The sequence below is a fragment of the Nocardiopsis alborubida genome (assembly GCF_012396365.1).
In the GTDB taxonomy this organism is placed as follows: domain Bacteria; phylum Actinomycetota; class Actinomycetes; order Streptosporangiales; family Streptosporangiaceae; genus Nocardiopsis; species Nocardiopsis alborubida.
In genome coordinates, this window is the sequence record NZ_JAAXPG010000002.1 from 273,219 (window position 1) to 293,865 (window position 20,647).

Annotated in this window: 19 protein-coding genes; 10 read left to right on the top strand and 9 right to left on the bottom strand. The window is 69.7% G+C overall.

What is annotated here, in order from left to right:
• Positions 1 to 10 precede the first annotated feature (10 nt).
• From HGB44_RS03580 to HGB44_RS03595, 4 genes are all read left to right on the top strand, one after another.
• Complete coding sequence (locus tag HGB44_RS03580) at positions 11 to 940, top strand: endonuclease/exonuclease/phosphatase family protein (protein ID WP_061081279.1); 930 nt, start codon at positions 11 to 13, stop codon at positions 938 to 940.
• Positions 937 to 4,065, top strand: coding sequence for a DEAD/DEAH box helicase (locus tag HGB44_RS03585; RefSeq protein WP_061081278.1), 3,129 nt, complete (start codon positions 937 to 939; stop codon positions 4,063 to 4,065). Before HGB44_RS03580 ends, HGB44_RS03585 begins: the two co-directional genes overlap by 4 nt.
• Before the next feature lie 116 nt (positions 4,066 to 4,181).
• Positions 4,182 to 6,107 (top strand): ATP-binding cassette domain-containing protein, encoded by a 1,926-nt coding sequence (locus tag HGB44_RS03590; protein WP_061081277.1) that lies wholly within the window; start codon positions 4,182 to 4,184, stop codon positions 6,105 to 6,107.
• A gap of 53 nt (positions 6,108 to 6,160) precedes the next feature.
• Complete coding sequence (locus tag HGB44_RS03595; protein ID WP_061081276.1) at positions 6,161 to 7,066, top strand: endonuclease/exonuclease/phosphatase family protein; 906 nt, start codon at positions 6,161 to 6,163, stop codon at positions 7,064 to 7,066.
• A 286-nt stretch (positions 7,067 to 7,352) separates the two neighbouring features.
• Here the strand turns inward: HGB44_RS03595 and HGB44_RS03600 are convergent, their stop codons facing one another.
• From HGB44_RS03600 to HGB44_RS03610, 3 genes are all read right to left on the bottom strand, one after another.
• On the bottom strand, positions 7,353 to 7,931 hold the full coding sequence (locus tag HGB44_RS03600) for a hypothetical protein (protein ID WP_061081275.1): 579 nt from the start codon (positions 7,929 to 7,931) through the stop codon (positions 7,353 to 7,355).
• On the bottom strand, positions 7,928 to 8,113 hold the full coding sequence (locus HGB44_RS03605; RefSeq protein ID WP_061081274.1) for a hypothetical protein: 186 nt from the start codon (positions 8,111 to 8,113) through the stop codon (positions 7,928 to 7,930). The genes HGB44_RS03600 and HGB44_RS03605 overlap by 4 nt, the downstream gene beginning before the upstream one ends.
• Positions 8,114 to 8,761: 648 nt before the next feature.
• On the bottom strand, positions 8,762 to 8,923 hold the full coding sequence (locus tag HGB44_RS03610) for a hypothetical protein (RefSeq protein ID WP_168443940.1): 162 nt from the start codon (positions 8,921 to 8,923) through the stop codon (positions 8,762 to 8,764).
• Here HGB44_RS03610 and HGB44_RS03615 point away from each other — a divergent pair.
• From HGB44_RS03615 to HGB44_RS03630, 4 genes are all read left to right on the top strand, one after another.
• The gene (locus HGB44_RS03615) at positions 8,901 to 9,809 is read left to right on the top strand and encodes a type I-E CRISPR-associated protein Cse1/CasA (RefSeq protein ID WP_168443941.1); all 909 of its coding nucleotides are present in this window, start codon (positions 8,901 to 8,903) and stop codon (positions 9,807 to 9,809) included. The genes HGB44_RS03610 and HGB44_RS03615 overlap by 23 nt on opposite strands.
• Before the next feature lie 32 nt (positions 9,810 to 9,841).
• Complete coding sequence (locus tag HGB44_RS03620; protein WP_061081272.1) at positions 9,842 to 10,027, top strand: hypothetical protein; 186 nt, start codon at positions 9,842 to 9,844, stop codon at positions 10,025 to 10,027.
• Between the two features lie 278 nt (positions 10,028 to 10,305).
• Positions 10,306 to 11,556 carry a hypothetical protein gene (locus tag HGB44_RS03625; protein ID WP_061081271.1) on the top strand — a complete coding sequence of 417 codons (1,251 nt, stop codon included), beginning with the start codon at positions 10,306 to 10,308 and terminating at the stop codon, positions 11,554 to 11,556.
• Positions 11,557 to 11,736: 180 nt separating this feature from the next.
• On the top strand, positions 11,737 to 12,537 hold the full coding sequence (locus HGB44_RS03630) for a hypothetical protein (RefSeq protein WP_061081270.1): 801 nt from the start codon (positions 11,737 to 11,739) through the stop codon (positions 12,535 to 12,537).
• A gap of 64 nt (positions 12,538 to 12,601) precedes the next feature.
• Here the strand turns inward: HGB44_RS03630 and HGB44_RS03635 are convergent, their stop codons facing one another.
• From HGB44_RS03635 to HGB44_RS03660, 6 genes are all read right to left on the bottom strand, one after another.
• Positions 12,602 to 12,790 (bottom strand): hypothetical protein, encoded by a 189-nt coding sequence (locus HGB44_RS03635; protein ID WP_061081269.1) that lies wholly within the window; start codon positions 12,788 to 12,790, stop codon positions 12,602 to 12,604.
• Positions 12,791 to 12,913: 123 nt separating this feature from the next.
• On the bottom strand, positions 12,914 to 13,651 hold the full coding sequence (locus HGB44_RS03640; RefSeq protein WP_061081268.1) for a hypothetical protein: 738 nt from the start codon (positions 13,649 to 13,651) through the stop codon (positions 12,914 to 12,916).
• Positions 13,652 to 13,824: 173 nt separating this feature from the next.
• Positions 13,825 to 14,343, bottom strand: coding sequence for a hypothetical protein (locus HGB44_RS03645; protein ID WP_061081267.1), 519 nt, complete (start codon positions 14,341 to 14,343; stop codon positions 13,825 to 13,827).
• A gap of 282 nt (positions 14,344 to 14,625) precedes the next feature.
• A complete protein-coding gene (locus HGB44_RS03650; RefSeq protein WP_061081266.1) occupies positions 14,626 to 14,985 on the bottom strand; it encodes a hypothetical protein in 360 nt (119 codons plus the stop codon).
• A gap of 45 nt (positions 14,986 to 15,030) precedes the next feature.
• Positions 15,031 to 16,488 carry a hypothetical protein gene (locus HGB44_RS03655; RefSeq protein ID WP_061081265.1) on the bottom strand — a complete coding sequence of 486 codons (1,458 nt, stop codon included), beginning with the start codon at positions 16,486 to 16,488 and terminating at the stop codon, positions 15,031 to 15,033.
• A complete protein-coding gene (locus HGB44_RS03660; RefSeq protein ID WP_082768417.1) occupies positions 16,374 to 16,928 on the bottom strand; it encodes a hypothetical protein in 555 nt (184 codons plus the stop codon). Before HGB44_RS03660 ends, HGB44_RS03655 begins: the two co-directional genes overlap by 115 nt.
• A 358-nt stretch (positions 16,929 to 17,286) precedes the next feature.
• Here HGB44_RS03660 and HGB44_RS03665 point away from each other — a divergent pair, with 358 nt between their 5' ends.
• Both HGB44_RS03665 and HGB44_RS03670 read left to right on the top strand, forming a co-directional pair.
• Positions 17,287 to 19,512: a DNA topoisomerase gene (locus tag HGB44_RS03665; protein ID WP_082768416.1), complete on the top strand. Its 2,226-nt coding sequence runs from the start codon at positions 17,287 to 17,289 to the stop codon at positions 19,510 to 19,512.
• A 224-nt stretch (positions 19,513 to 19,736) separates the two neighbouring features.
• A complete protein-coding gene (locus tag HGB44_RS03670; RefSeq protein WP_061081263.1) occupies positions 19,737 to 20,633 on the top strand; it encodes a hypothetical protein in 897 nt (298 codons plus the stop codon).
• The last annotated feature ends 14 nt before the right edge of the window (positions 20,634 to 20,647 follow it).

Sequence of the window (20,647 nt, forward strand, 5' to 3'; positions counted from 1 at the left end):
AAGGAGCCCTATGACCTCCGCGCCCCTGCGAATCGCCACCATCAACATCCAGGACGGCGGCACCCGCTGTCCGGAAGGGATCGAGCACGTCCTGACCGAACTGTTCGCACCCGTGAAGAATCCGCCGGGGCTGATCATCGTCAACGAGGCCAAATACTGGCAACGGGACAGCCACCGAGTGGGGTTCAAGGTAACCGGGCTCCTGACGGACATGTTCGGGCCGCGCTACCAAATCCGTGTCGGCCACATGAGCCGGGCCCCGGCGCCGCCCGCGGTCATCTGGGATCCGGCTCTGCTGGCCCTCACCCAGTGGGACAGCCCGGAAACCGCACCCGACAACGCGGACGCATGGAACAGAGCGACCTTCCAGACCCCGTGGTGGGAAGAACCGCTCGTGGTCATGCCGATCCACTGGCACCCCTGGGACCGCGCCGACCGGATGCGGGCAGCTCGCGTCTTGTCCGGACTCCTGGGCGGGCAAAAGCGGGTCATCGCCGCAGGGGACGCGAACTGCCAAGCTTCCGGTCCCTGGTACCCCACCCCGGACTTCACACGCCTGCCCGTCCACCGCCGCCACCACAAGGCATGGCAACCCCAGGGACCGAACGGCCCCTGGGTCGCAGACACCGCCCCGCTGGACCACCTGCTCGGCGTCGCCGACCCGGTCACCGGGGAGCGCACCGGCGGCATCGGGTGGGAAAGCGCCATCGAGGCCGCATGGCGGCTCCAAGGCCGCCCCGCGGGGACGGTGTTCCCCCCGACCGTCAACGACGGCGTCGACAACGGTGCGGAGCTGACCATCGACAAGATCCTCCTGTCCAAGCTGCTGGCCGACGCGGTGGTACCCGCAGAAACCGAGATCCTCGTGCCCCGCCGCCGCCCGGTCTCCGACCACAGGGTGGTCATCACCGCTCTGGACACCGGGGCCGCCGCGTCATGACCACCCCCACGCACCCGATCGCGGTCGGGGTCGCCGTCGCTGCGCATGTGTCCGGCACCTGGACGTGGAGCGTGCACACCAACACCGCCCGCTGGCGCGGCACCCACCCCGACGCACGACAGGTCAGCGACCTCGCGCCCCACATCCTGGACCAGATCCACGACCGCTTCGGCGAACAAGTGTGCGTCGTCTGCCCGCCCGAGCTGGGTCTGGCGCTGCCGACCGGGCGGGAGGAGACCTTGCGCCGAGCCGCCGAGCACGCCCGCCGTGCCGCCCGGGATCTGACCACCGGGCACCTGCGCACCCTGGCGATACGCCGCCTGCCCGCAGAGCACCACCTCCTGCCCGGCCAGGAGTGGACGGTGAGCGTGCACGCCGTGGTGGACGATGACGGTTCGGACTGGGTTTGGGTCACCGGCGGCGGCTGGTACGCCACCGGCCAGTCCACCTCCCCCGACCTGACGCAGGTGGCGTTCGAGGCCATCGACGCCGCGGCCACCGCCTCTCCCCTCGGTGGGCGGGTGCGCGTGGAGTGCGACGAACCCGTCGCGGTCAAACGCGCCCAGAGCCTGGCCGAGGCCCTGCGCCAGGTCCAGCCCAGCTCCACCACCGGCGTCGTGCCCGACCAGGTCGACATCACCCACGTCGAGACCGGCTCGACCCCGCACCACCGGGCCGCGGTCACAGTGTGCTCCGACCTGCCCGATGAGGATGAACGCCGTGCTCCGGGCGCCCTGTACCCCTACCAGGAGCGTGGGATCTCCGCGCTGGTCACGCTGTGGGACACCCACGACCGGGGCCAGCTTCACTGGGCGTGTGGGACCGGTAAGACCGTCGCCTACGCCGAGAGCGCCCGCCGTATCGGTGCCCGCCGCACCCTCGTGCTGGTGCCCTCCCTGGACCTGGTGCCCCAGATCGCCCAGGAGTGGATCGCCCGTGCCGGAGCCCATCTGCGCCTGGTGGTCGGGGTGTGCTCTGAGCGTGAGACGCTCTCGGCCGCCGCGGACGAGCCGCTGGCCCGGATGCAGCACCTGCACGCCACCGTTGTCCAAGACGCCTCCGCCCTGGCCGCCCTGGCGGCCCTGATCAGCCCCGTCCTGGTCGTGGGCACCTATCAGAGCCTGGGCGTGCTGGTCCACGCGCACGCCGACCACGGCCTGGACCCGTGGGACGTGGTCTTCGCCGACGAGGCCCACCACACCGCTGGAGGCTGGGACAACACCTGGAGCGTGGTCCACGACAACACCCGTCTGCCCGCCCGCCTGCGCTGCTATGGCACGGCCACCCCCCGCATCGTGGTCGACCGCACCGGCAACGGGGTGGCCTCCATGGACGACGAGCAGGTCTTCGGGCCCATCGCCCACACCATGACCTTCGGCGCGGCCATCAGCGTCGGCACCCTGGCCGACTACCAACTCATCGGCGCCCTGGTCCACGCCGACCAGGTCGCCCGCGCCATCACCCATCGCTCCCGCATCGCGGTGGACGGACATCAGCTCCCCGCGGACCTGGTCGCCGCCCAGATCGCTCTGCTCAGGTCGGTGCGCACCCACGATTTACGCAGCCTCATCTGCTTTGCCCCCAATCTGGCCTGGGCCCGCGTCTTCACCGACACCCTGCAGGCCACCGCCGACCTGTTGGGCCCAGACGGCCCCGAGCGTCCCGTGAGCGCCCTGCACATCCACGGCTACTCCACCGGCCAACAGCGCCAACACGCCAAGGACGCGCTCGCCCGCCCGGGTCGTGGCGTGAGCGTGGTGACCGTGGTGGGCTGCTTCGTCGAAGGCGTGGACGTGCCCGCGGTGGATGCGGTAGGCCTGTTCAGCTCCAACCAGGTGCGCGGACGCCTGATCCAAAGCATCGGGCGGGCCCTGCGCACCGGCGGCAGGAAGAACAAGGTCGCCAAGCTCATCGCTCCGCTGTACGTACCGGCCGACAGCACCCCCGAGGAGGTGCTGGAGCACTCTCGCCACGCCGCGTTCGTTCGAATCGTGCACGGGTTGAGCTCGGTCGACGAACGCTTCGCCCACGCCCTGACCACCCAGCAGACCACCAGCCGCGGCCCTGGGCGCGCTCTGCCATCCGACCTGGAGCGGTGGGTGCACATCACCGACACCGGCACGGGCCTGGCCGCCGACTTCATCGAGCAGGTCACCACCGTCGTACTGGGCGAAGGCACCTCGCACTGGTGGCACAACTACCGCATCGCCGAAGAGTGGTACAAGGCGCACGGGCACCTGAACGTGGACGCCTCGATCACCACCACCAGCGGCAGGTTCACCCTGCGCCAGTGGCTGGTCAGACAGCGCTCCCTGCACGCCCGCAACCTCCTGCCCTCCCGTTACGTCGACGCCCTGTCCCGCATCGGTATGGACTTCACGCCCCAGACCGGTGGCCCCTTTTGGCCCCGGGCGCAGACAGCGATCACCCAGTGGCTCACCACCCACGACGACCTCGTGCCCTCCCCGACCGATGCCCTGTACGCCCAGCTCAGACACCTGCGCAACCTCTACAAAAAGGGCAAGCTCACCCCAGACCAGATCGCGTGGCTGGACGAGCACCACATGATCTGGGACATGTTCCACTACCGGCGCACCCGCTCCATCCACGAACTGGGCCGCTTCATCATCGGCAACAACCGCTTCCCCGACCGGACCCACCCGGAAGAAAAACGCCTGTTCTTCTACCACCGGTCGCTGCGCATGCTCCACCACCGAGGCCAACTCCACCCCGAACACCAGCGTCTCTGTCATGACCTGCGCATTCCGCTGTCCAGGGACGACGTGCATGCCCTGCCCCCGCCCCCGTTGGGCCCGCGCACGTTCACCCTGCACGCCCGTACGGCACAAGAGGTGATCCGGGCCATCAACGAGGGGGCCTCCCAGGAGGAGATCGCGCGCGCCGCCGATCGCACCGTGGAGTTCATCAGCGTGCTGCTGCGCGAAAGTGGCCAGCCCACATTCAGTGTCCTGCGCCAACAGGCCATCCTCACCCGCATCCACAACGGGGAGTCCTACCTTTCGATCGCACGCAGGTTCCAGATCCCTGAGCTGTCCGTGGGCAACGTCGGTTCGCGCTCGGCGCTCGTGGTCGGCACCGGACGCTCCACCGGCGCCTGGCTGTGACCACCACTGCCCCACCCAACCTGGTTCTCCCCATGCCGCGCCGCCGTCTTCCTGGGGAGAACCACAACGCAACCGTGGCCTGACTTCACCGCACCGACACCGCTTGGAGCACACCCATGGCACCACCCCCCACTCCTGAGGGCGGATCCGACGTCTCCGACACCGGGCTGGAGGAGGAACTCACCGCCCACCGATGGAGGCATTTCGACGGCGACCTGGCCCGTACCGGCTTGTGGACCAAGCTCGTCCGTATGCCCGCGCTCACCGCTTCCGCCCTGAGCTGGGCCTGGCGGGCCAATCCCCGCGACCTGATCCTGGCCCTGACAGCGAGCACGCTGGCCGCCATCCTGGGCGCTCTGAGCCTGGCCTCAGTCACCTGGGTGCTCGACGCCCTGCTCACCGAGGGGCCCCTGCCTGAGCGGGTGCGCGCTGCCCTGCCCGCGGTGGCGGTTGTCGCCGCTGTGGCCGCCGTGTCCGGGTCCATCCGCCTGGTCTCGGACTGGGCTCTGGCCCGCCTGGGCACTCAGACCGAGCGGATCGTCGAGCTGGAATTGTTCGACCTGACCACGCAAGTACGCCTGGCGGCTTTCGACGACGAGCCCTGGGCCGATGCGATGTATCGCAGCCGCGACCGGGGTGTGGTCGAGGTGCCTCGCCTGGTCACCGCCTGTTTGGAAGTCCTCTCCGGTGTGGTGGGGTTGCTGTCCCTGGCCGGAATCTTGGCCGTGCTCCACCCCCTACTGCTCCCCCTGCTGCTGGTCAGCGTCGTCCCCGCCGGGTGGGCGGCCACGCGCGCCGCACGCTCCGAATACGACGCCCAACGCCGCCTGAGCACCAGCAGGCGCCGACGGTGGATCCTGGGCGACCGCATGGCCTCCCGAGACTCGGCCGCCGAACTACGGGCCTACACCATGCGCCAGTCTCTCCTGGCCGACTACACCGCTCTGGCCGACCGCGAGCGCAACGCCATGCTGAGGGTGGCCTGGTACCAGACCCGGATCCGCGCCCTGGGCGGGGCCATCGGTGGAGCGGCCACCGCCCTGACCTACGTGACCCTGGGCGCGCTACTGATGGTGGGGTGGATGCCGCTGGCGGCCGTGGGCACCGCCGTGCTGGCCCTGCAACGCGCCCAAGGGCAGATGCACAATTCGTTGCACTCCCTCAACCGGGTCTACGAATCCGGGTTGTACTACGGCGACTTCCTGGACTTTTGCGACCAGGCCCGCGCCCAGCTGCCTCCAGCCGCCGTCGCACCGCCCCCGGAACAGCTGGAACGGGCGCAGGTGCACCAGGCGACCTTCACCTACCCCACCGCAAAAAAGCCCTCACTGGCAGCAGTGTCGGTGCACGTGGACGCAGGCGAGACGATCGCTTTGGTGGGTGAGAACGGCTCAGGAAAATCCACCCTGGCCCGCCTGCTGGGCGGGCTCTACCAACCTCAGCACGGCGAGGTGACGTGGAACGGGGTCGACTACACCGACCTCGGGTCCAGGGTGTGTGAGCGCATCAGCGTCATCATCCAGGACCACACCCGCTGGCCGATGACCGCACGCCGCAACGTCACCATGACCCAAGGCTATGACCCAGCCAAGTTGGAGGAAGCGGCCCAGTTGAGCGGCACCGACGAGGTCATCACTTCCTTGGACCGTGGCTGGGACACCCTGCTCGACTCCACGTTCGCCTCCGGAGTCAACCTGTCGGGGGGCCAGTGGCAGCGCATCGCCGGCGCCCGCGGCTTCTACCGGAAAGCGGACCTGCTCATCGCTGATGAGCCCACCTCCGCCCTGGACGCCCGCGCCGAGCACACCTTCTTCTCCACCATCCACGACCACGCCCGCCGCACCGGCTCAGCCGTCGTGCTCATCACCCACCGCATGGCCTCGGTCCGTATGGCCGACCGCATCTACGTTCTGGATCAGGGACAGGTCATCGAACGCGGCACCCACACCGAACTCATGGCAGCTCAGGGGCGCTATTACGAGCTGTTCACGCTCCAGGCCAGTGCCTACCACGACGATCCCGACCCCACCCCCACGCCCTGACACACGAACCATGCCTCACAACTCCTCTCGGCTCTTCGAACAGGAACAACCGCGTGCCCAACACGAACCTGCGCTGCATGTCCGTCAACGCCTGGCGCTCCGGAATCCACAACCCGGACGGCACCTACAACAACCGGATCCCTGCCCTGTGCGAGGCGATCGCCGCCCACTCCCCTGCCCTAATCGGGTTCCAAGAGGTCAACGAATGGGCCAAGAACGACCGCACGCTGCTGCGCGAGGTCGAAGAACGACTCGGCCTCACCGCGGTTCACGACTCGTTCGTGCCCGGCCGCTCGACCGGCCTGCTCTATGACCCCAACGCCATGGAGCTGGTGGAGTGGGAACCGGTCACGGGCAGCGAACACACGTGGCAGGGCTTCGGCGGAACCGCGCGTTTCGACATCGGCCTGCCCTTCTCGCTGTCGGTCGTGGTGGTGCACCTGTCCCACCAAAGCGCCCCGCTCGCTCTGCACCAGGCGTCCTTGGTCAACGATCGAGCCCGCCGGGTCGCGGACCGCGCCCAACCCCCCGGCGCCATCAGGGCCGAGGCCGCCGTAGTGTTCGGCGACGTCAACCAGCCCCGATTGCACCACCCCGCCGCTCCTCCAGAACCTCGTCCGCAGGAGTTGCCCGCGGCCAACCTCGCCTACCGGTACATCGGAGCGCCTGGCCACGAGGTCGTCAACCGGGACGTTGCGGAGCTGTTCGCCCGCTGCCGGTGGACCGACCTGGCGCTGCACCTCGCGGACCTGACTGAGGACCCCCGAGAACAGGCCGATCTCCTCGCGCCGACTGGACGCGGAGGATTCGCGGTCGACCGGGTCTACGTCACCGAGTCCGTGGTGCCCGCTTCTCGCGGACTGCACCAGATATCGGTTCCTAGCGACCACAAAGCCCTGGTCTGGGAGCTTATCCCGGCTCTGATCGACTCGACGCTGACCACCCAGCTGCACAGATAGTGCCACCGGAACGCAGACCGACAACATCCAGGCCCGGTGCTGGTGGCATCCGGCCGATATCGCGGTCAGCGCCGAACCGGTCTACCCACTCGGGCTCGCCGACCTCGTCCAGTCCTACCTGCGAAAGGGAGCGCCCCGCCTCCCCCATGCAGCTGTAAACCTCCGTGCCCGGACTTGGCCCATCCCGTCCGGGTACGGAATCCAGCGCCGTCTTCGTCAGGGGATGGAAGACGGCCCCGGGGCCCGCCCGGCTCCACGCCGGGCGGGCCACCGGCGGGCCACCGCGTCAGGTCGTCCCCTCCACTGGGGGAAGAGCGAGCATGAGGGGCTCACCGGCCACGCGCCCGTCCAGGGACCGCCAGGCCGTCACCCAACGCCGGAAGTACTCCTGGTCTCCCCCAAGGGAGACCACGAATGCGTTGAGCAGGGTGAACGACGGGAGTCTGTCGCGGTCGCGGGAGAGCGCCTCACAAAACCCCGCGGCCGAGCAGGTGCCCACCCGACGTGCCATCACCCGGTAGGAGGGGGAACCGGCCCAGCGCCGGTAGCGGCGCATCATCTCCACGAACTCTTCGACGGTGCGGGCCTCCAGGGGGTCGGGCCTGAGCTGGTAGCCGGGGACGTCGTCGGGCGCGTGCGGCTCGGGCTCCCGAGGAGCCGGGGCGGTGCGGGCCGCCGCGCGGGTGGAGCGCACACCTGTGTTCAAGAGCACGGGATCCAGGGTGACCTCCCGGAAAGGCACCACCGGGACTTCCCCCCAGAGTCGGCCGTCATCGTCCACCCGGATGTTCTGGGGGTGGGTGCCGGGCTGGATCATGAAGCGGATGTCGCCGCGTGCGCGGTGGTGGTGGGGTTGGGCGATCATCGCGTGTCCCGGGGCAGGGCGCGGCGGGCGACCTGGCCGGCGATACCGAGCGCAGCCGCGGCCAGGAGCAGGGCGGTGGCCACGTCGTAGCCCTGCCGGTGCAGGAAGAGGGCCAGGGCGATCACGGTGCACATGAGCACGATGCGCCCCGTCGCCGTGTCGATGACAAAGTGAGCGGTCATGAAGTTCTTTCGTGAGTGGCTTTCAGATTCGGCTGGATGGCCGCACCGAGCCCCGAAGCACGCGAGGGTGACGAGAAATGGAAGATGCCACGCGCGAGCAGGTACGGGCAGGGATACGGCTGAAAGGCCGATGGGGGAAAATTACCTCACGAGGGACCAGAGGACTACGGTCTTGCTAGAGGTATGTCCGCCTCTGGCGGTGCTGCTGCCGCAAATCACCTTCGTGCTGTTTGTCGCCTCGGTGGCACCTTACTGACCAGTACTGTTCGGCGGTGTTCGAGAACGTTCAGAAAAAGGGCCGTGCTGTTCTCGTGGCGTTCTGGAGCTTTGAAACGCGCACGGACGGGTAAGCAAAAGCGTGGGACAGGCCGGAAGGAATTTCCCAGTTTCGGCCATCCGTATTCCCGGTTTAGGGAATAATGGAACCCCGGTGAGAGGCTCGGCTGGATGACGGGGAGCGCGAGCCGGAAGATCTCGCGCTGACCGGTGACGGGCCTCAGGGGCCGGTCCCTGCTCCCCTCCATGAGCAGGGACCGGCCCGCCACCTCTCCCACACGCTGCCCCCAGGGCTTGCGTCGCGCGCACCAACACCGCGGTCCGCCCGGCGTGGAGCCGAGCGGGCCGCGAGGGACGAGGCGTTCACTCCTGCTAGCGAGCCTCCAGAGCGCGGATACTCTCCCGTACCTGGTCGATCCGCAGCTCGTACCCCATCGCCTCATACGCCGCCAGCGCCTGCGAGCGCTCCCCACGCGCGGCGTGCACCGGCAGCGTCCGGCAGTGCCGGGGGGTGAAGTCGGCGATCGCGGGCATGGGGCCGCTGCGCGGCAGCGCTTCTTTCCACCCCCAGGGGCGCACCCTGTTCGAGACGCTGGTCCTGGGCATGCCGTACGTGGCCCTGACCGGGCAGGATGAGGCCCCGTGGGAAGCGCCGCTGCCCGACCCGCTGGATCCGGTGCCCGCCCCTACCGGGATCGCCACCCTGGTCCTGGGCGGCTTTCGCCACGCTCTTTTGCTGGAGCCCTCCCCCGGCGAGGAGGAGGTGGTGCGCTGCTGGATCACCTGGGGCGCCCAGGACGCCCGCGAGCCGGTGAGTGACCCGTGGCTGATGCACTACCACGCCCAGGGGACCGAGCACGTGCCGCTGGCGCGCGCCGAGCGGGCCGCGTGGCGGTCGGTGCCCGACCTGTGCGATCCCCAGAGCCAGCCGCCGGTGTGGGAGCGCCTGTTCGCCGACCTGGAGATGCTGGGCAGCCCGCCGGTGGGGGCGACCATGTGCGGGATCGACCAGGAGCGCGGCAAGGCTCAGGACCGCCAGCTCGTCCACGACCGTACCGGCACGCTCGGAGAGGCCGCCGAACTCGTCCAGCGCGTGCGCTGGGTTCTGGCGGCGTTGGCGCAGGGGAAGTGGCTGGAGAGGGCGGTGCAGGAGTTGGCTCAGGGCATGGGCATCGGCAAAGCGTCCCGGGGGCCCGAAGTGGTGGCCGCGTACTGGGACCGGGGCGGCCGGGCCTGGCAGGCGCGCGAGCTGGTGGGCGTGCAGCGGCTCTCACTCCAGGTGTGGGAGGAGATGGTGAGTCCGGCGGTGCCGCCGCAGCCCCGCTTCGTCCGCCTGGCCGAGCGCGCCCGCACGTCGCTGTTGTGGGTGCTCGCGCCGCCCTCCCGTGTCCGTGGCGGGGCCGGGCGGGGTGCGCGCTGAGATGGAGGCGGCGCTGCACCGCCGACCCCACGGTGCGCGTCTCGGAGGAGGGCGACACGGTCAGCCTGTGGGTCCGCATCTCCCAGCACGATCGGTGGTGCGGGCAGGAGCCGGATGGTTTCCTGGAACACACCGTGGACTTGGAGCAGGCGCTGGGCGAGCGCCGCGTGGTCGACACCGCGGGCTCGGGCGTGCGCCTGTGCCGCGAGGGGTGCTGAAAGGCCCAGGCCGCGCTCAACTCACCCCCTGGCACCGCCCCGGAACGGCGTCGACCAGGAACCTGGTCCTGTTGGCTGACGCGCCGGTCGGAGTTGCCCAGGCGCTTCGCGGTGTGTGAAGATCTGGCTACGGTGTCCGAGGGCGCCGCGGCTCCCCCACAGCACCCGGCGCGCGGGGCGCGAGCCCGAACCGGCGGAACCGCCGCCCCTCACTCCTTGTTCAGCGACGAGTCCGACCGGACCTGACCTTCACGCGCAGCCGGGGCGCTGGAGCGACCATGTCCCGGACCACGGCACTGACCAAGCTGCGCACCACCGCCACCGGCGAAGGCCGCCAGACCGCCGCCAAGGCCCTCAGGGCGCTGCCCCCGCACCTGCCGCCCATCCCTGAGGCCAGCGACGGCCAGGCCCGGCTGGAGAGCCTGTTCCTGGCCAACCTCAACCGCCTGCCCGTGGTGTCCCACCCCACCGACCCGCCGTTCGCGATCCGCCGGTGCACGCCTGGTGTCACCGACATCGTCATCGAGATCGCCCGACCGCACCTGAGCGCGGTACTCAACGAGACCCTGCCCCGCGCCGTCCCCGATCAGGACCTGGACGGCATCCCCGGGATCCGGGCGCACCACCACCGCGGCCACCTGGTTCTGGAGCACCTGCGCCTGGCCGGGCGCATCCGCATCCCCCTCACCAGCACACAGTGGCACCGGACGCGGTCCTGGATGCTCACCGGCCTGCCCGCCGGAACGGTGGCGCCCTGGGCGACCCGTCCGCACGAGATGCTGCCCTTGGAAGAGGAAGAGCTCCTCTTCCAAGCGGAGTCCGAGCCCGGACCCGGAGCCGCCGAGAGCGCTCGGATGTCCTCCGCGCTGCTGCGCCGCCTGCGGCTGCTGCACGGCGCCCCCATCCCCCGGTGCTGGCCCTTCTACAACGTGTGGCCCAACCCCGTCCCCCGCAACTCCTCCGGGGCCCGCCTGCTCAACCTGGAATGGGGCAGCCGCCCCACCGCCCTGGAACTCGCCGAGCTGCTGACCGATGCACGCTCACCGATCGCACTGCCCGCACCGCTGCGCACCCGCACCCACGTCCACGCCGGTGACACCCCCTGGGTGCGGTTGCACGCCGAACACGACAGCCAACTTCTCCTTCGGCACAATCCCTTGCCCTCGCAGTCGCCACGCCCCTGGTCTTCTGAGCACGGCCCCCAGCGGCCGCCGTGGCGGATGACCGCGCGCGCCGACGAGCTGAGCGCACTGGACCTGGTGATGGAGGCGTTGACCGGAGCGCACCCCCTCGTGGACCGCAGTGACCTGCGCGTGGCACGGCGCCGCGAGGGAGGCTGGGACCTGTTCGCGCCCCAACTGCACTTTGGGCTGCTGGAGCATCTGCGTCAGGTCGCGCACTCACCCGCCTGCCCGCATCTGTGGCCTGCCGACATCGAGGACATGCTGAGCCCCTACGGCGAGTTCAGCATCGTGCGCGTCCGCGGCGTCGACATCGTCTTCCACGACCCCACGCAGGGGCAAGGTTGAGCGGGTGGCGTGGCTGCCGCGTGCGGGTGCACGCTGGCGGACTCCCCGTGACCCGCCATGGACCGGTGGACCCAACAGTCACCCGGATGAGCTGATTCCGTTGCCGGAAAACACTGGCCTACCAGGGCAAACGCCAGGCATACTCACATACCCGGCCCTCATCTGACACGGAGCATCACCATGGCCCCATCCCGCGACGTCGCCGAGTTCGCCCAGCGCCTGCACGCCGCCATCACCGCCCTGGACCCGGACACGGCACCGCCGCTGTCGGAGGACCCCAGCCCGGAGGAAGCCACCACCTTGATGGGCCTTCTTCTTGCGCACACCGACAACATGCTGCACGGCCTGTCGCCGGACAGGACACCTCTGGCTGCGGCCGTCTACAACCAGGTGTTGGGCAACCGACGCGAGGAGGGGCCGAACGCGCTGGTCTACGAGCGTTTCGCCGCACGGCTGCGGTTCACCGGAGTGGCGCTGATGTCCACTACCGGCCGAGGCCCGGCCACCATGATGAGCGGCTGCTTGCTGGCCGCCTATGAGGGCGCCCAGGCGGGTGCGGCAGCTGTCGAGTACTACGCCCGGCCTGATTTCGACAAGAACCAGCAGCTCAGCCTGGAGGACCGCGAGCGGCTGAACAAACACCTGGTCGAGGCCCAGAACCATCTGGCCACAGCCCGCAACGGCATCGCCATCATGGCCGGATACCCCGATGGTGAGCCCAACCCCGAGGACATCGGCACAACGTTGGAGTCGAAGGACCCACGGGTCACCAAGATCATCGACATGGGCGGCAGCGCCTACATCGAATACGAGTTCGCTACCCCGGACGGGCCCCGGCGTACGGCCGCGAACCTGCCGCTGGACGGCGCGGTCGAGTTGGTCGGGCTGGACACCGAGGAGCGCCACGCCAAGGTAGTGAGCATGGTCGAGGCCAGCGTGGACATGGTCGAGGCGGAAGGTTTCCAGGCCCCGCCCGGCTGACCACGTCGTACAACGGCCCGGAACCCCTGGCGGGTTCCGGGCCGTGTCACGTTCCCTGAGGCCGCTACCGGGCCACTGGCGGGCAGCCCGGTCGAGGCCGCGAGCGCCAGGCCCGGCGGGCCACGAACGCGCTCACGCCCGCCGCGAGGAGCGCCACGGATCCCCACGGGGCGCCCATGAGGGCCAGGCCCGCCACCAGCGCCGCGCCCATCCCGACGTCGGCGCCGGTCTGCACCCACCACCGCCGAGGCACCGGTTCTCGGTCGGCGGGAGGCCGAGCAATGGCGGGGGCTGGGGTGTGTCGGTCATGGCATCCATTCTGCGCTGGAAACGGGGATCTGGTACAGGAAACCGGCAGACGGGCACGAAGGCGCGTTCACACGGCCTGGTCGGTGCCGGTGGCCGCGGCCCCCGGCGGGAGCCCGTCCGCGCACACCGAACGCGGGAGTATGTCCACCAGCACGGACAGCGTGCCCGACAGCGCCCGCGGCACCGCTCGCCGGTACGCGGCCGTGAGCGGAACCCCGAAATAGGCCGGGCCCGGCTGGGCCCAGGTCGGATCCAGCGCCGCCCCGTCCGACAGCCGCCCAACCCAGGCGTGCGGCACCGCCCAGGTGCAGCCCGGGAACAGAATGGCGTAGCCCTCCACGTACACCAGCCCCGGCACGGCGTCGGCCATCCGCGCGGCGAACTCGAAGCAGTGCCCCGGTTCACCCCGGTAGTCCTCCAGGTCGGCGTCGAGCGGGGTCGGCGTCCACGCCCGCCCCTGCTCCAGGACCAGAGCCTGCGCCGAACCGTACCGCTCCCCCTCCTCGGGCGGGATCGAGGCGAGTCCGGCGAGTGTGGCAACCAGCGCCCGACGGGCGTGGACGGCACCCTCATCCAGCCAGGGTGCCCTCTTCTCCGTCTCCGGTGTGGGGGTGAACCCGATCTCGTCGGGAGCGACCCCGGCCCGGCCGTGGACCCACTGGTGGACCGCCACCTGGTGGTCGGCGCGTGAGCACACCGCCGCCCCTACCGGCGCGCGCCGGTAGGGGCGCCCTGCCGGGTAGGTCCAGGCGCCGATGAGGTCGTCCTCACCGCAGCCGCAGGAGGAGGCCAGGTACAGGCCCATTCCGCTTCCCGGGCACGGTTCCCCACGCGCGGGGTGTTTGGTCGCGGTGCCGTTCGCGCGCACTCGGGGTTTGCGCGAGCACGAGCGGCACACTGGTTCCACCCGCCGGGTCACAGCGGCGAGCGCGGCCGCAGCCGCGTCCGCGGGCGCATGGTCCTGTGCTGGGGTCGCTGTCACGCGGTCCACCCCCGCCCGGGGACGTAGGAGGCGCCCGCGGGCACGCCCAGGTGTTCGCGCTGGTAGCGGCCGATTCGCCACAGCTCCGCGATCCACTCGGGCACCTCGCTCCAGTTCTGGCCGGGCTCGGGTAGGCGCGGCAGTGCCGGGAGGTCCTCGGTGAAGCGGGCGGAGTCGTGCTCGGGCTCGTAGGGGCGCCACTCCACCGCGCACTCGTCCACGGCCTCCACGGTGTCGTGCAGGCGGCACCGCTGTTCCAGCCACACCCGCTGGATCTCGTCGGAGGCCTCCACGCGGTAGACGCGCAGCAGCCCCGCGTGGGACCAGTACCGGACCGGGTGGGCGTACAGGCTGGTGCTGTGCGAGCGCAGCACCGTGTTGGCGCAGCGCCTTCCCTTGGTGGTGCGGGCGGTGCACTGCGGATCGTCGGTGGCCGCGATCACCCAGCGCGCCGGGCCGTGGTCCACCGGGTCGAGTTCGAACAGGTAGGGGCCCCTGTCGGGGTCGAGCATCATGAGGGGTTGTCCTTCGTGGTCTGGCTCAGGGCCGGGAACTCTCCGGCCCTGGGGACGTGCGGGGTCAGGCGGATGCAGCGGTGGTCGGGGCCTGGTCGACAGGGACAGCAAGCAGCCGCTGCACGGCCGTGGGCGGCGGTGACCGCGCCCACCACCAGTTCGCGTGGGGCAGCGTGGTGTCCAGCAGGATGCCTTTGCAGGCCACTGCGTGGGTCCGATCGGTGAGGTCGTTCGGTCTGCGGCCCGTAGAGGTCGGCCGGGTGTTGGGGTGCGCGTCGGTGGTCATTGCGGCGCGGAGAGTTCACGGTCATCCTGTCCCGGCCAGAGCCCGGCGGCGTCGGGCAGGGTCAAGAGGACGTTCGTCGCCACGACGTAGCCGATGACCGCCACGCCGCCTGCCCCAGAGGCGAGCAGGTTCAACAGCACCCCGGTGATCGCGGATGCGAGCCACACCAGCCCGGCTAGGCGGGGGTTGGGCGCTCGGTGGGGGTTCGTGCGCACGGCCGCCACCAGGTCGCCCACCATCGCCACGACGGCCAGGCCCCAGACCCACGCATCGGCACGATCGGGATCGGTGATCACCAACCAGATCAGGGCGACGAACGCCGCCAGGCCGGCCGCGATCGCCGTCACGGTGAGCACGAGTTTCCAGGTCTCCCATAGCGCATGGCGCAGCTTCGTGTGTCCTCACTGGTCGTGGTAGGCGGAACGCAGACCGCGCAGCACGTCGGCCAGGCGCGGGTGCTTGGTGAGCGGTGCTCGGGAGGGGTTGAGGGCGAGCACGCCCTCCAGCGCCGTGCCGATGGTGGACCGGTTGCCCGCCACCACCACCGCGCGCAGGTGGTCGAGCGCCTCATGCGTCTTGCCCGCGCCCAGCTTCCTCGAGCCCAGGAGCGGGGCGGCCACGGCCAGCAGCCGCGCCACCGCTGTGGTCAGGGCGGGGTGGTCCAGGATGACGGCGCCCGCCCGCCCTTCCCAGTCGTCCTCGTCGCGCTGGACTTGGTCGACCGCAGCCTGGGACAGCCCGGCCTTCTCCAGGGCGGCGGTGTAGCCGGTGGGCCGGGGCCGCTCGGGTTTCCCCGGCTGGTGATCGGCTTCGCGTCCCCGGTCGCTGGCTGGGTGGACCTGCTGCCACAACCGCTCTCCCGCCGTGCTCCAGGCACGGGCGCGCGCGTCAGGGTCCAGGTCGGCCACGGCCGCCATCGCGGCGTTGAGCCGTGCGGGGGTTTCCTGGCCGATGGCGTCAGCGAAGGCGCGCAGGACCTGGCGCACCGCAAGGTCGGTGTCCGGGGCCAGGTGGTCGCTGATGAGGGTGTCCAGTGCCGCCAGGTCGGCGGCCCCGTCCAGGTCCCCGCCCAGCGCGTTGAGATCGAGGTCGTCGCCGGGCGTGTCCAGGGCTTCCTTGGTGGCGGCACGCCTGAGGATCTCGGTCACCGGCTCCCTCAGCGTGGACGGCCACTCGTCCGCGGCAGGCAGTCCGGCGGCCGCTACGGCCGCGTCCACGTCCTCGGTGCCCGCGTCCTGCGCCCACCGGGGCAGGTCCGGGTCGTCGTCGGCCGCCGAGTCGGCCGGAGTAGGAGGCAGCGCTTCCAGTGCCCGTTTCCCCGCCTGGCCCAGCAGCGGCGCGCGCAGCGCCTCGGGATGCTCGCGCAGTCGCGCCACCGCGCGGATCAGCGCCGTGCCGTCGGCGGCGGCCACGGCCTCCACCAGGGCGCGGGCCGGGCCGCTGCGGTACTGGGGCAGGTGCAGGAGCAGGCGCACCGCGGACACGATCGTGGACACGTGCGCGGCCGCTTCGAAGGGCCAGTCCGCGGCCGCCACGGCGGCGGCCACGTCGCCGTCGCCGGGGGCGGGCAGGCCGTGCGGCGGCGCGGCGGGGCCGCCCCCGGCCCACGCCGTGGTGCGCACCGCCGCGCGCATGATGTCGACCAGGTCGGCGCGGGTGCCGCGCCGGTCCCGGGCGTGCTCGGTCAGCACCCGGTAGGCCGGTTCGGCGCCGGGGTGGTGGGCGGCGGCCGACGCCGCTGCGGTCAGGGTGTCCTGCTCCAGCCACACGCCGACCATGCTCGGCGTCTCGCGCAGGGTCGCGGTGAGCAACACCGCGCCCAGGCGGGTGGCGGCGGTGCTGGCGGTGTGCGCCGACATCTGTTCGTCCAGGGCCTCGATGAGCCGTGCGGCGTGGGCGCGGTGCGCGGCCAGGGTGGGCGCCAGCGGCGCGGTGTAGTCGGGGTGGCGCTCGGCGGCGCGGTGTAGTCGGGGTGGCGCTCGGCGGCGCGGTCGAAGCGGTCGCGGGCGCCGTCGGCGCTCAGGCCGAGCGCGGTGCCGATGCGCGGCCAGGGCAGGCCCCGCCCGCGGGCGGCGCCGAGCAGGCCCAGCACCGCGCGGTCCAGGGCGCGTTCGGCCGGGGCCACGCAGTGCAGGTGCTCCAGCAGGGTCGTGTTGCTCATCGCGTCGGGGGCGCGGCCGCCGTAGGCGTCGATGTCCGCGGCGGCGCCGAGCAGGTCCAGGACGGGGAATTGCTCCGCCAGAGGCGCAGCGGAGGAAATCCCGCCCACGTCGTGGGCGGGGGTGTGCTCTGTGGCCATGGGGGCGAAGCTACACCCCCGACATGCCTACGCGGAGGTTTTCGCCATTTCCCGGAGGTGTCACCGGTGTGCCACATGCCGGAGCAAACCCCGGTGTCGCGAAGGCGGCGACGGTGTGCTGCACGAGGTTCAGGTGTTGTGCCTTCGGGGGTGTCGATGAGCATGAGCACTGGATGGCGCGCAGCCGATAAGCCACGCCGGACGTGGCGGGTGGAGAAGAAGAGCCCCGGGGCAGACCCGCTCTGGGGCTCTTCTCCACCTTCACTCATTCATTGAATCGTCTTCCTAATCATCATTTACAGTCATCCATCAGATAGGCTTCACTGGCGAACGAGTCATCTATTCGACAGGAGGCAGCATGACTGTCGGGATTCTGATGGAGAAGCCGTCCGCGGCACGCAACGGGAGCAGGGCGTGGGGCGGGCCGAAGGGCACTTTCGACGGCGAGCGGTACGTCATCACCCACGCCAGGGGGCACCTCTACGAGTTCGTCGCCCCGGACAAGATGGTCCATCCGTCGCTGGCCGACAAGTACAAGAACTGGGACATGGCTAACCTCCCTTGGGATCTCCGCGACTTTTCTTGGGCCAACGAACCGATCCAGGACACCGCCCAGGTCCGCAATAACGTCAAGCAGGCCCTGTCGGGCTGCGACGAGATCGCCATCGCCACGGACTGGGACGAGTCGGGCGAGGGCGACGCCATCGCCATCAACGCGCTCGTTGAGCTGGGGCTGACCGGTAAGAAGATCTCGCGGCTGCACTTCACCGACGAGTCGGAGAAGTCCCTGCAGCAGGCGTTCAAGGACCGCCAGCCGGTGCAGTCGGTGCACGACCACCCGGCGTTCAAGAAGGCCCGCTTCCGCTCAATGTTCGACTTCGCCTCGATGCAGTGGTCGCGGGCAGCGACGAACATAGCCCGACAGTCCGGCCAGGACGCGGTCCTGCGCCAGGGACGGCTGAAGTCGGCGATGGTCAAGCTCGTCGGCGACCAGCTCAAGGCCTACAACGACTACGTGAAGCGGCCGTTCTTCCAGAACCGCTTCCTCGACGAGAACGCCGTTGTCTACACCAACCCGAACGAGCCGCGCTTCGACAGGGCCGACCAAGTGCCGCAGAAGTACACCGCCTCGTCGGTGGTCAGGGACAGCGCGGAGATGAGACGGACCACTCCCCCGAAGCTGCTCGACCTCGCGGCGCTGTCGTCGATGCTCGTGAGCAAGGGTGTGAAGGCCCAGCTCACGCTCAAGACCTACCAGGCGATGTACGAGCAGCAGGTCGTGTCCTACCCGCGCACCGAGGACAAGACGATCACCCCGCAGCAGCACGCCGAGCTCGCGCCGCTGGCCGACCGGATCGCCGCGGTGGCGGGCGTGGACACCAAGCACCTGACCCATCGCGAGCCGAGGAAGACCCACGTGAAGCCGGTCGGCGCGCACGGCGCGAACCGCCCCGGCCCGAACGTGCCGTCCTCCCTCGAGGACGTCGAGCAGCGTTTCGGTACCGCCGGCCGCCTCATCTATCAGACGCTGGCGAAGAACTACCTGGCCATACTCGCCGCCGACTACGAGTACGAACAGCAGAAGGGCCACCTCGAGAAGTACCCCGACTTCAAGGGCATCGCCAACGTGCCGAAGAAGATGGGTTGGAAGTCGGTCTTCGATCCCGACGCCGGGGACGAGGATACGGCTGGCGACAAGGACGAGTCCGCTCATGGCCTGGGCACCAGCGCCGAGCCGTACGTGCACGAGGGCGCGAACAAGCGTCCGGAGCACCCGAGCATGAAGTGGCTGATGAAGCAGCTCGAGAAGAGGGACGTCGGCACCGGCGCGACGCGGACGAGCACGTACTCCGAGATCACCAGCGCCAAGGCGAAGAACCCACTGCTCGTCGAGAAGGGCAAGAAGCTCACCCTGGCCTCGGTCGGCGAGATGAGCTGGCTGCTGCTGCCGGACACCCGCATCGGCGACCTGTCGCTGACCGAGGAGGTCTACGCCGGCATGCGCGCCGTCGCCGAGGGCAGCGCTGATCCCGATCAACTGCTGGCCCGGGTCGCCGATTGGGTCCGCGAGGACATCAAGGTGATGACGAGGAACGCTGACGCCATGCGCGCGACGCTCGGCCTGGCCAAGACCGAAGTGGCCGCCCGTGCCGAGGGCGTTTGGGCGGCCGCGCCCGACGGCCCGAAGAAGGTCTCGTTCAAGAAGGTCTGGGCTGGCCACGAGTTCACCGATGACGAGATCGACCGCCTGTTGGCCGGTGAGGAGATCTCCTTCGAGGCGACGTCCAAGGCCGGTAAGTCCTTCTCGGCCAGGGGCAGGCTCGGGCTCGGCGAGTTCAGGGGCCGACGCTACGTCGGCTTCCAGCTCGAGGTCTCTGACCGCCCCGAGGCGTGGTGCAAACGCTCGTTCTCCGAGGACGAGAAGCAGGCCTTGGAGGCCGGCGAGACCCTCGAGCTCGACGGCTTCGTCTCCAAGAACGACAAGATCTTCTCCGCGAAGGTGAGCTGGGATGCGAAGGCGAAGCGGATCGTCCCCCACTTCGACGACAAGAAGTCCACGCCGCGGGCGAGGGCGCGTGCCTGATCCACCGACCGCTCGAGGCCGCTGGCCACCCGGACGAGTCGTCCGGGTGGCCGGACTCCTTTAAATGGTCAATGAATGACCATTCATAAGCGACCCATCCGATAGAGTGTCCCCATACAGTCTTCATCCATGAATCCATTGCAATCATATAGTGATGGGTGAGGGAGAGGTGAGCGGGCGGATGCGAACGATCGCTGAGCCGACGGCGGGAGTGGGTGCGCGGCATGCCTGAAGTCAAGAGCGCGTACAAGGTCCCGGTCAGCCTGGCCAGGGGCCTGCCAGACCACGAGATCGGTCTCGGCGGCAAGAGCTGGCAGATGCGGCCGATGCCGATCAAGCAGATCGGCTTCTTCCTCGGCGGGATCATCGTCGTCGCCTGGTGCGCGACTTCAACCTTCATCGCCGACTCCGGCGCTAAGTTCATCGCGCTCTTCGTCCTGTGGTCGCTGGTCTTCGTCCTCTACATGGGCCAACTAACCAAGACCAAGGAGCTGCGGATCATGACGGTGCCGCCGCTGCTGGCCTACCTGCCGAAGTCGGCGCGCCAGGTCTTCACCAGGCGGAACTCGAACCCATCAGGCTTCTACTCGATTGTCGGCATCGAGTGGATCGACGTGGACGGGCGGATCCACTACTCCGACGGTGGACAGGGGCAGGTCTACCTCGTCGTCGGGTCGGCGAGCTACCTGCTCTTCGACGAGGACCGGGTCGGGATCCTCAAGCGCAACGACGACTTCTGGAAGAAGGTTGAGACGACCTGCGAGCACGTCTTCATCACGACGAAGGAACCGCAGCGGATCTACCACCAGATGGCGAATCTCGAGCGGCGCAACCAGGCATTGGAGGTCCGGGACCCCGATCTCATCGAGCTGCAAAACGAGCAGTACGACATCCTCACCCAGCACGTCGGTGGCAAGTTCGCATCGATTCACCAGTACCTGCTGCTCAAGGGCAAGAGCGAAGACGCGCTGCGCCGTGGACACACGATCCTTCAGGCCGAGGTCGAGAACAGCGATCTGATGATCAAGGAAGCCACGATGCTCGACCGCGAAGAGGCCCAGTCGATGCTGCGGGTCTTCTACTCCGGCATCGATGACCAGCTCGCCCCCGCCGCAACTTGAGCGACATCCCCCAA

Coding starts and splice junctions, on each gene's coding strand:
- HGB44_RS03660 (WP_082768417.1), bottom strand. CDS start 16,928: ATGGCCACAGAGCACACCCCCGCCCACGACGTGGGCGGGATTTCCTCC.
- HGB44_RS03640 (WP_061081268.1), bottom strand. CDS start 13,651: ATGGGCCTGTACCTGGCCTCCTCCTGCGGCTGCGGTGAGGACGACCTC.
- HGB44_RS03665 (WP_082768416.1), top strand. CDS start 17,287: ATGACTGTCGGGATTCTGATGGAGAAGCCGTCCGCGGCACGCAACGGG.
- HGB44_RS03655 (WP_061081265.1), bottom strand. CDS start 16,488: ATGTCGGCGCACACCGCCAGCACCGCCGCCACCCGCCTGGGCGCGGTG.
- HGB44_RS03585 (WP_061081278.1), top strand. CDS start 937: ATGACCACCCCCACGCACCCGATCGCGGTCGGGGTCGCCGTCGCTGCG.
- HGB44_RS03580 (WP_061081279.1), top strand. CDS start 11: ATGACCTCCGCGCCCCTGCGAATCGCCACCATCAACATCCAGGACGGC.
- HGB44_RS03590 (WP_061081277.1), top strand. CDS start 4,182: ATGGCACCACCCCCCACTCCTGAGGGCGGATCCGACGTCTCCGACACC.
- HGB44_RS03610 (WP_168443940.1), bottom strand. CDS start 8,923: ATGCCCGCGATCGCCGACTTCACCCCCCGGCACTGCCGGACGCTGCCG.
- HGB44_RS03605 (WP_061081274.1), bottom strand. CDS start 8,113: ATGACCGCTCACTTTGTCATCGACACGGCGACGGGGCGCATCGTGCTC.
- HGB44_RS03670 (WP_061081263.1), top strand. CDS start 19,737: ATGCCTGAAGTCAAGAGCGCGTACAAGGTCCCGGTCAGCCTGGCCAGG.
- HGB44_RS03600 (WP_061081275.1), bottom strand. CDS start 7,931: ATGATCGCCCAACCCCACCACCACCGCGCACGCGGCGACATCCGCTTC.
- HGB44_RS03630 (WP_061081270.1), top strand. CDS start 11,737: ATGGCCCCATCCCGCGACGTCGCCGAGTTCGCCCAGCGCCTGCACGCC.
- HGB44_RS03625 (WP_061081271.1), top strand. CDS start 10,306: ATGTCCCGGACCACGGCACTGACCAAGCTGCGCACCACCGCCACCGGC.
- HGB44_RS03645 (WP_061081267.1), bottom strand. CDS start 14,343: ATGATGCTCGACCCCGACAGGGGCCCCTACCTGTTCGAACTCGACCCG.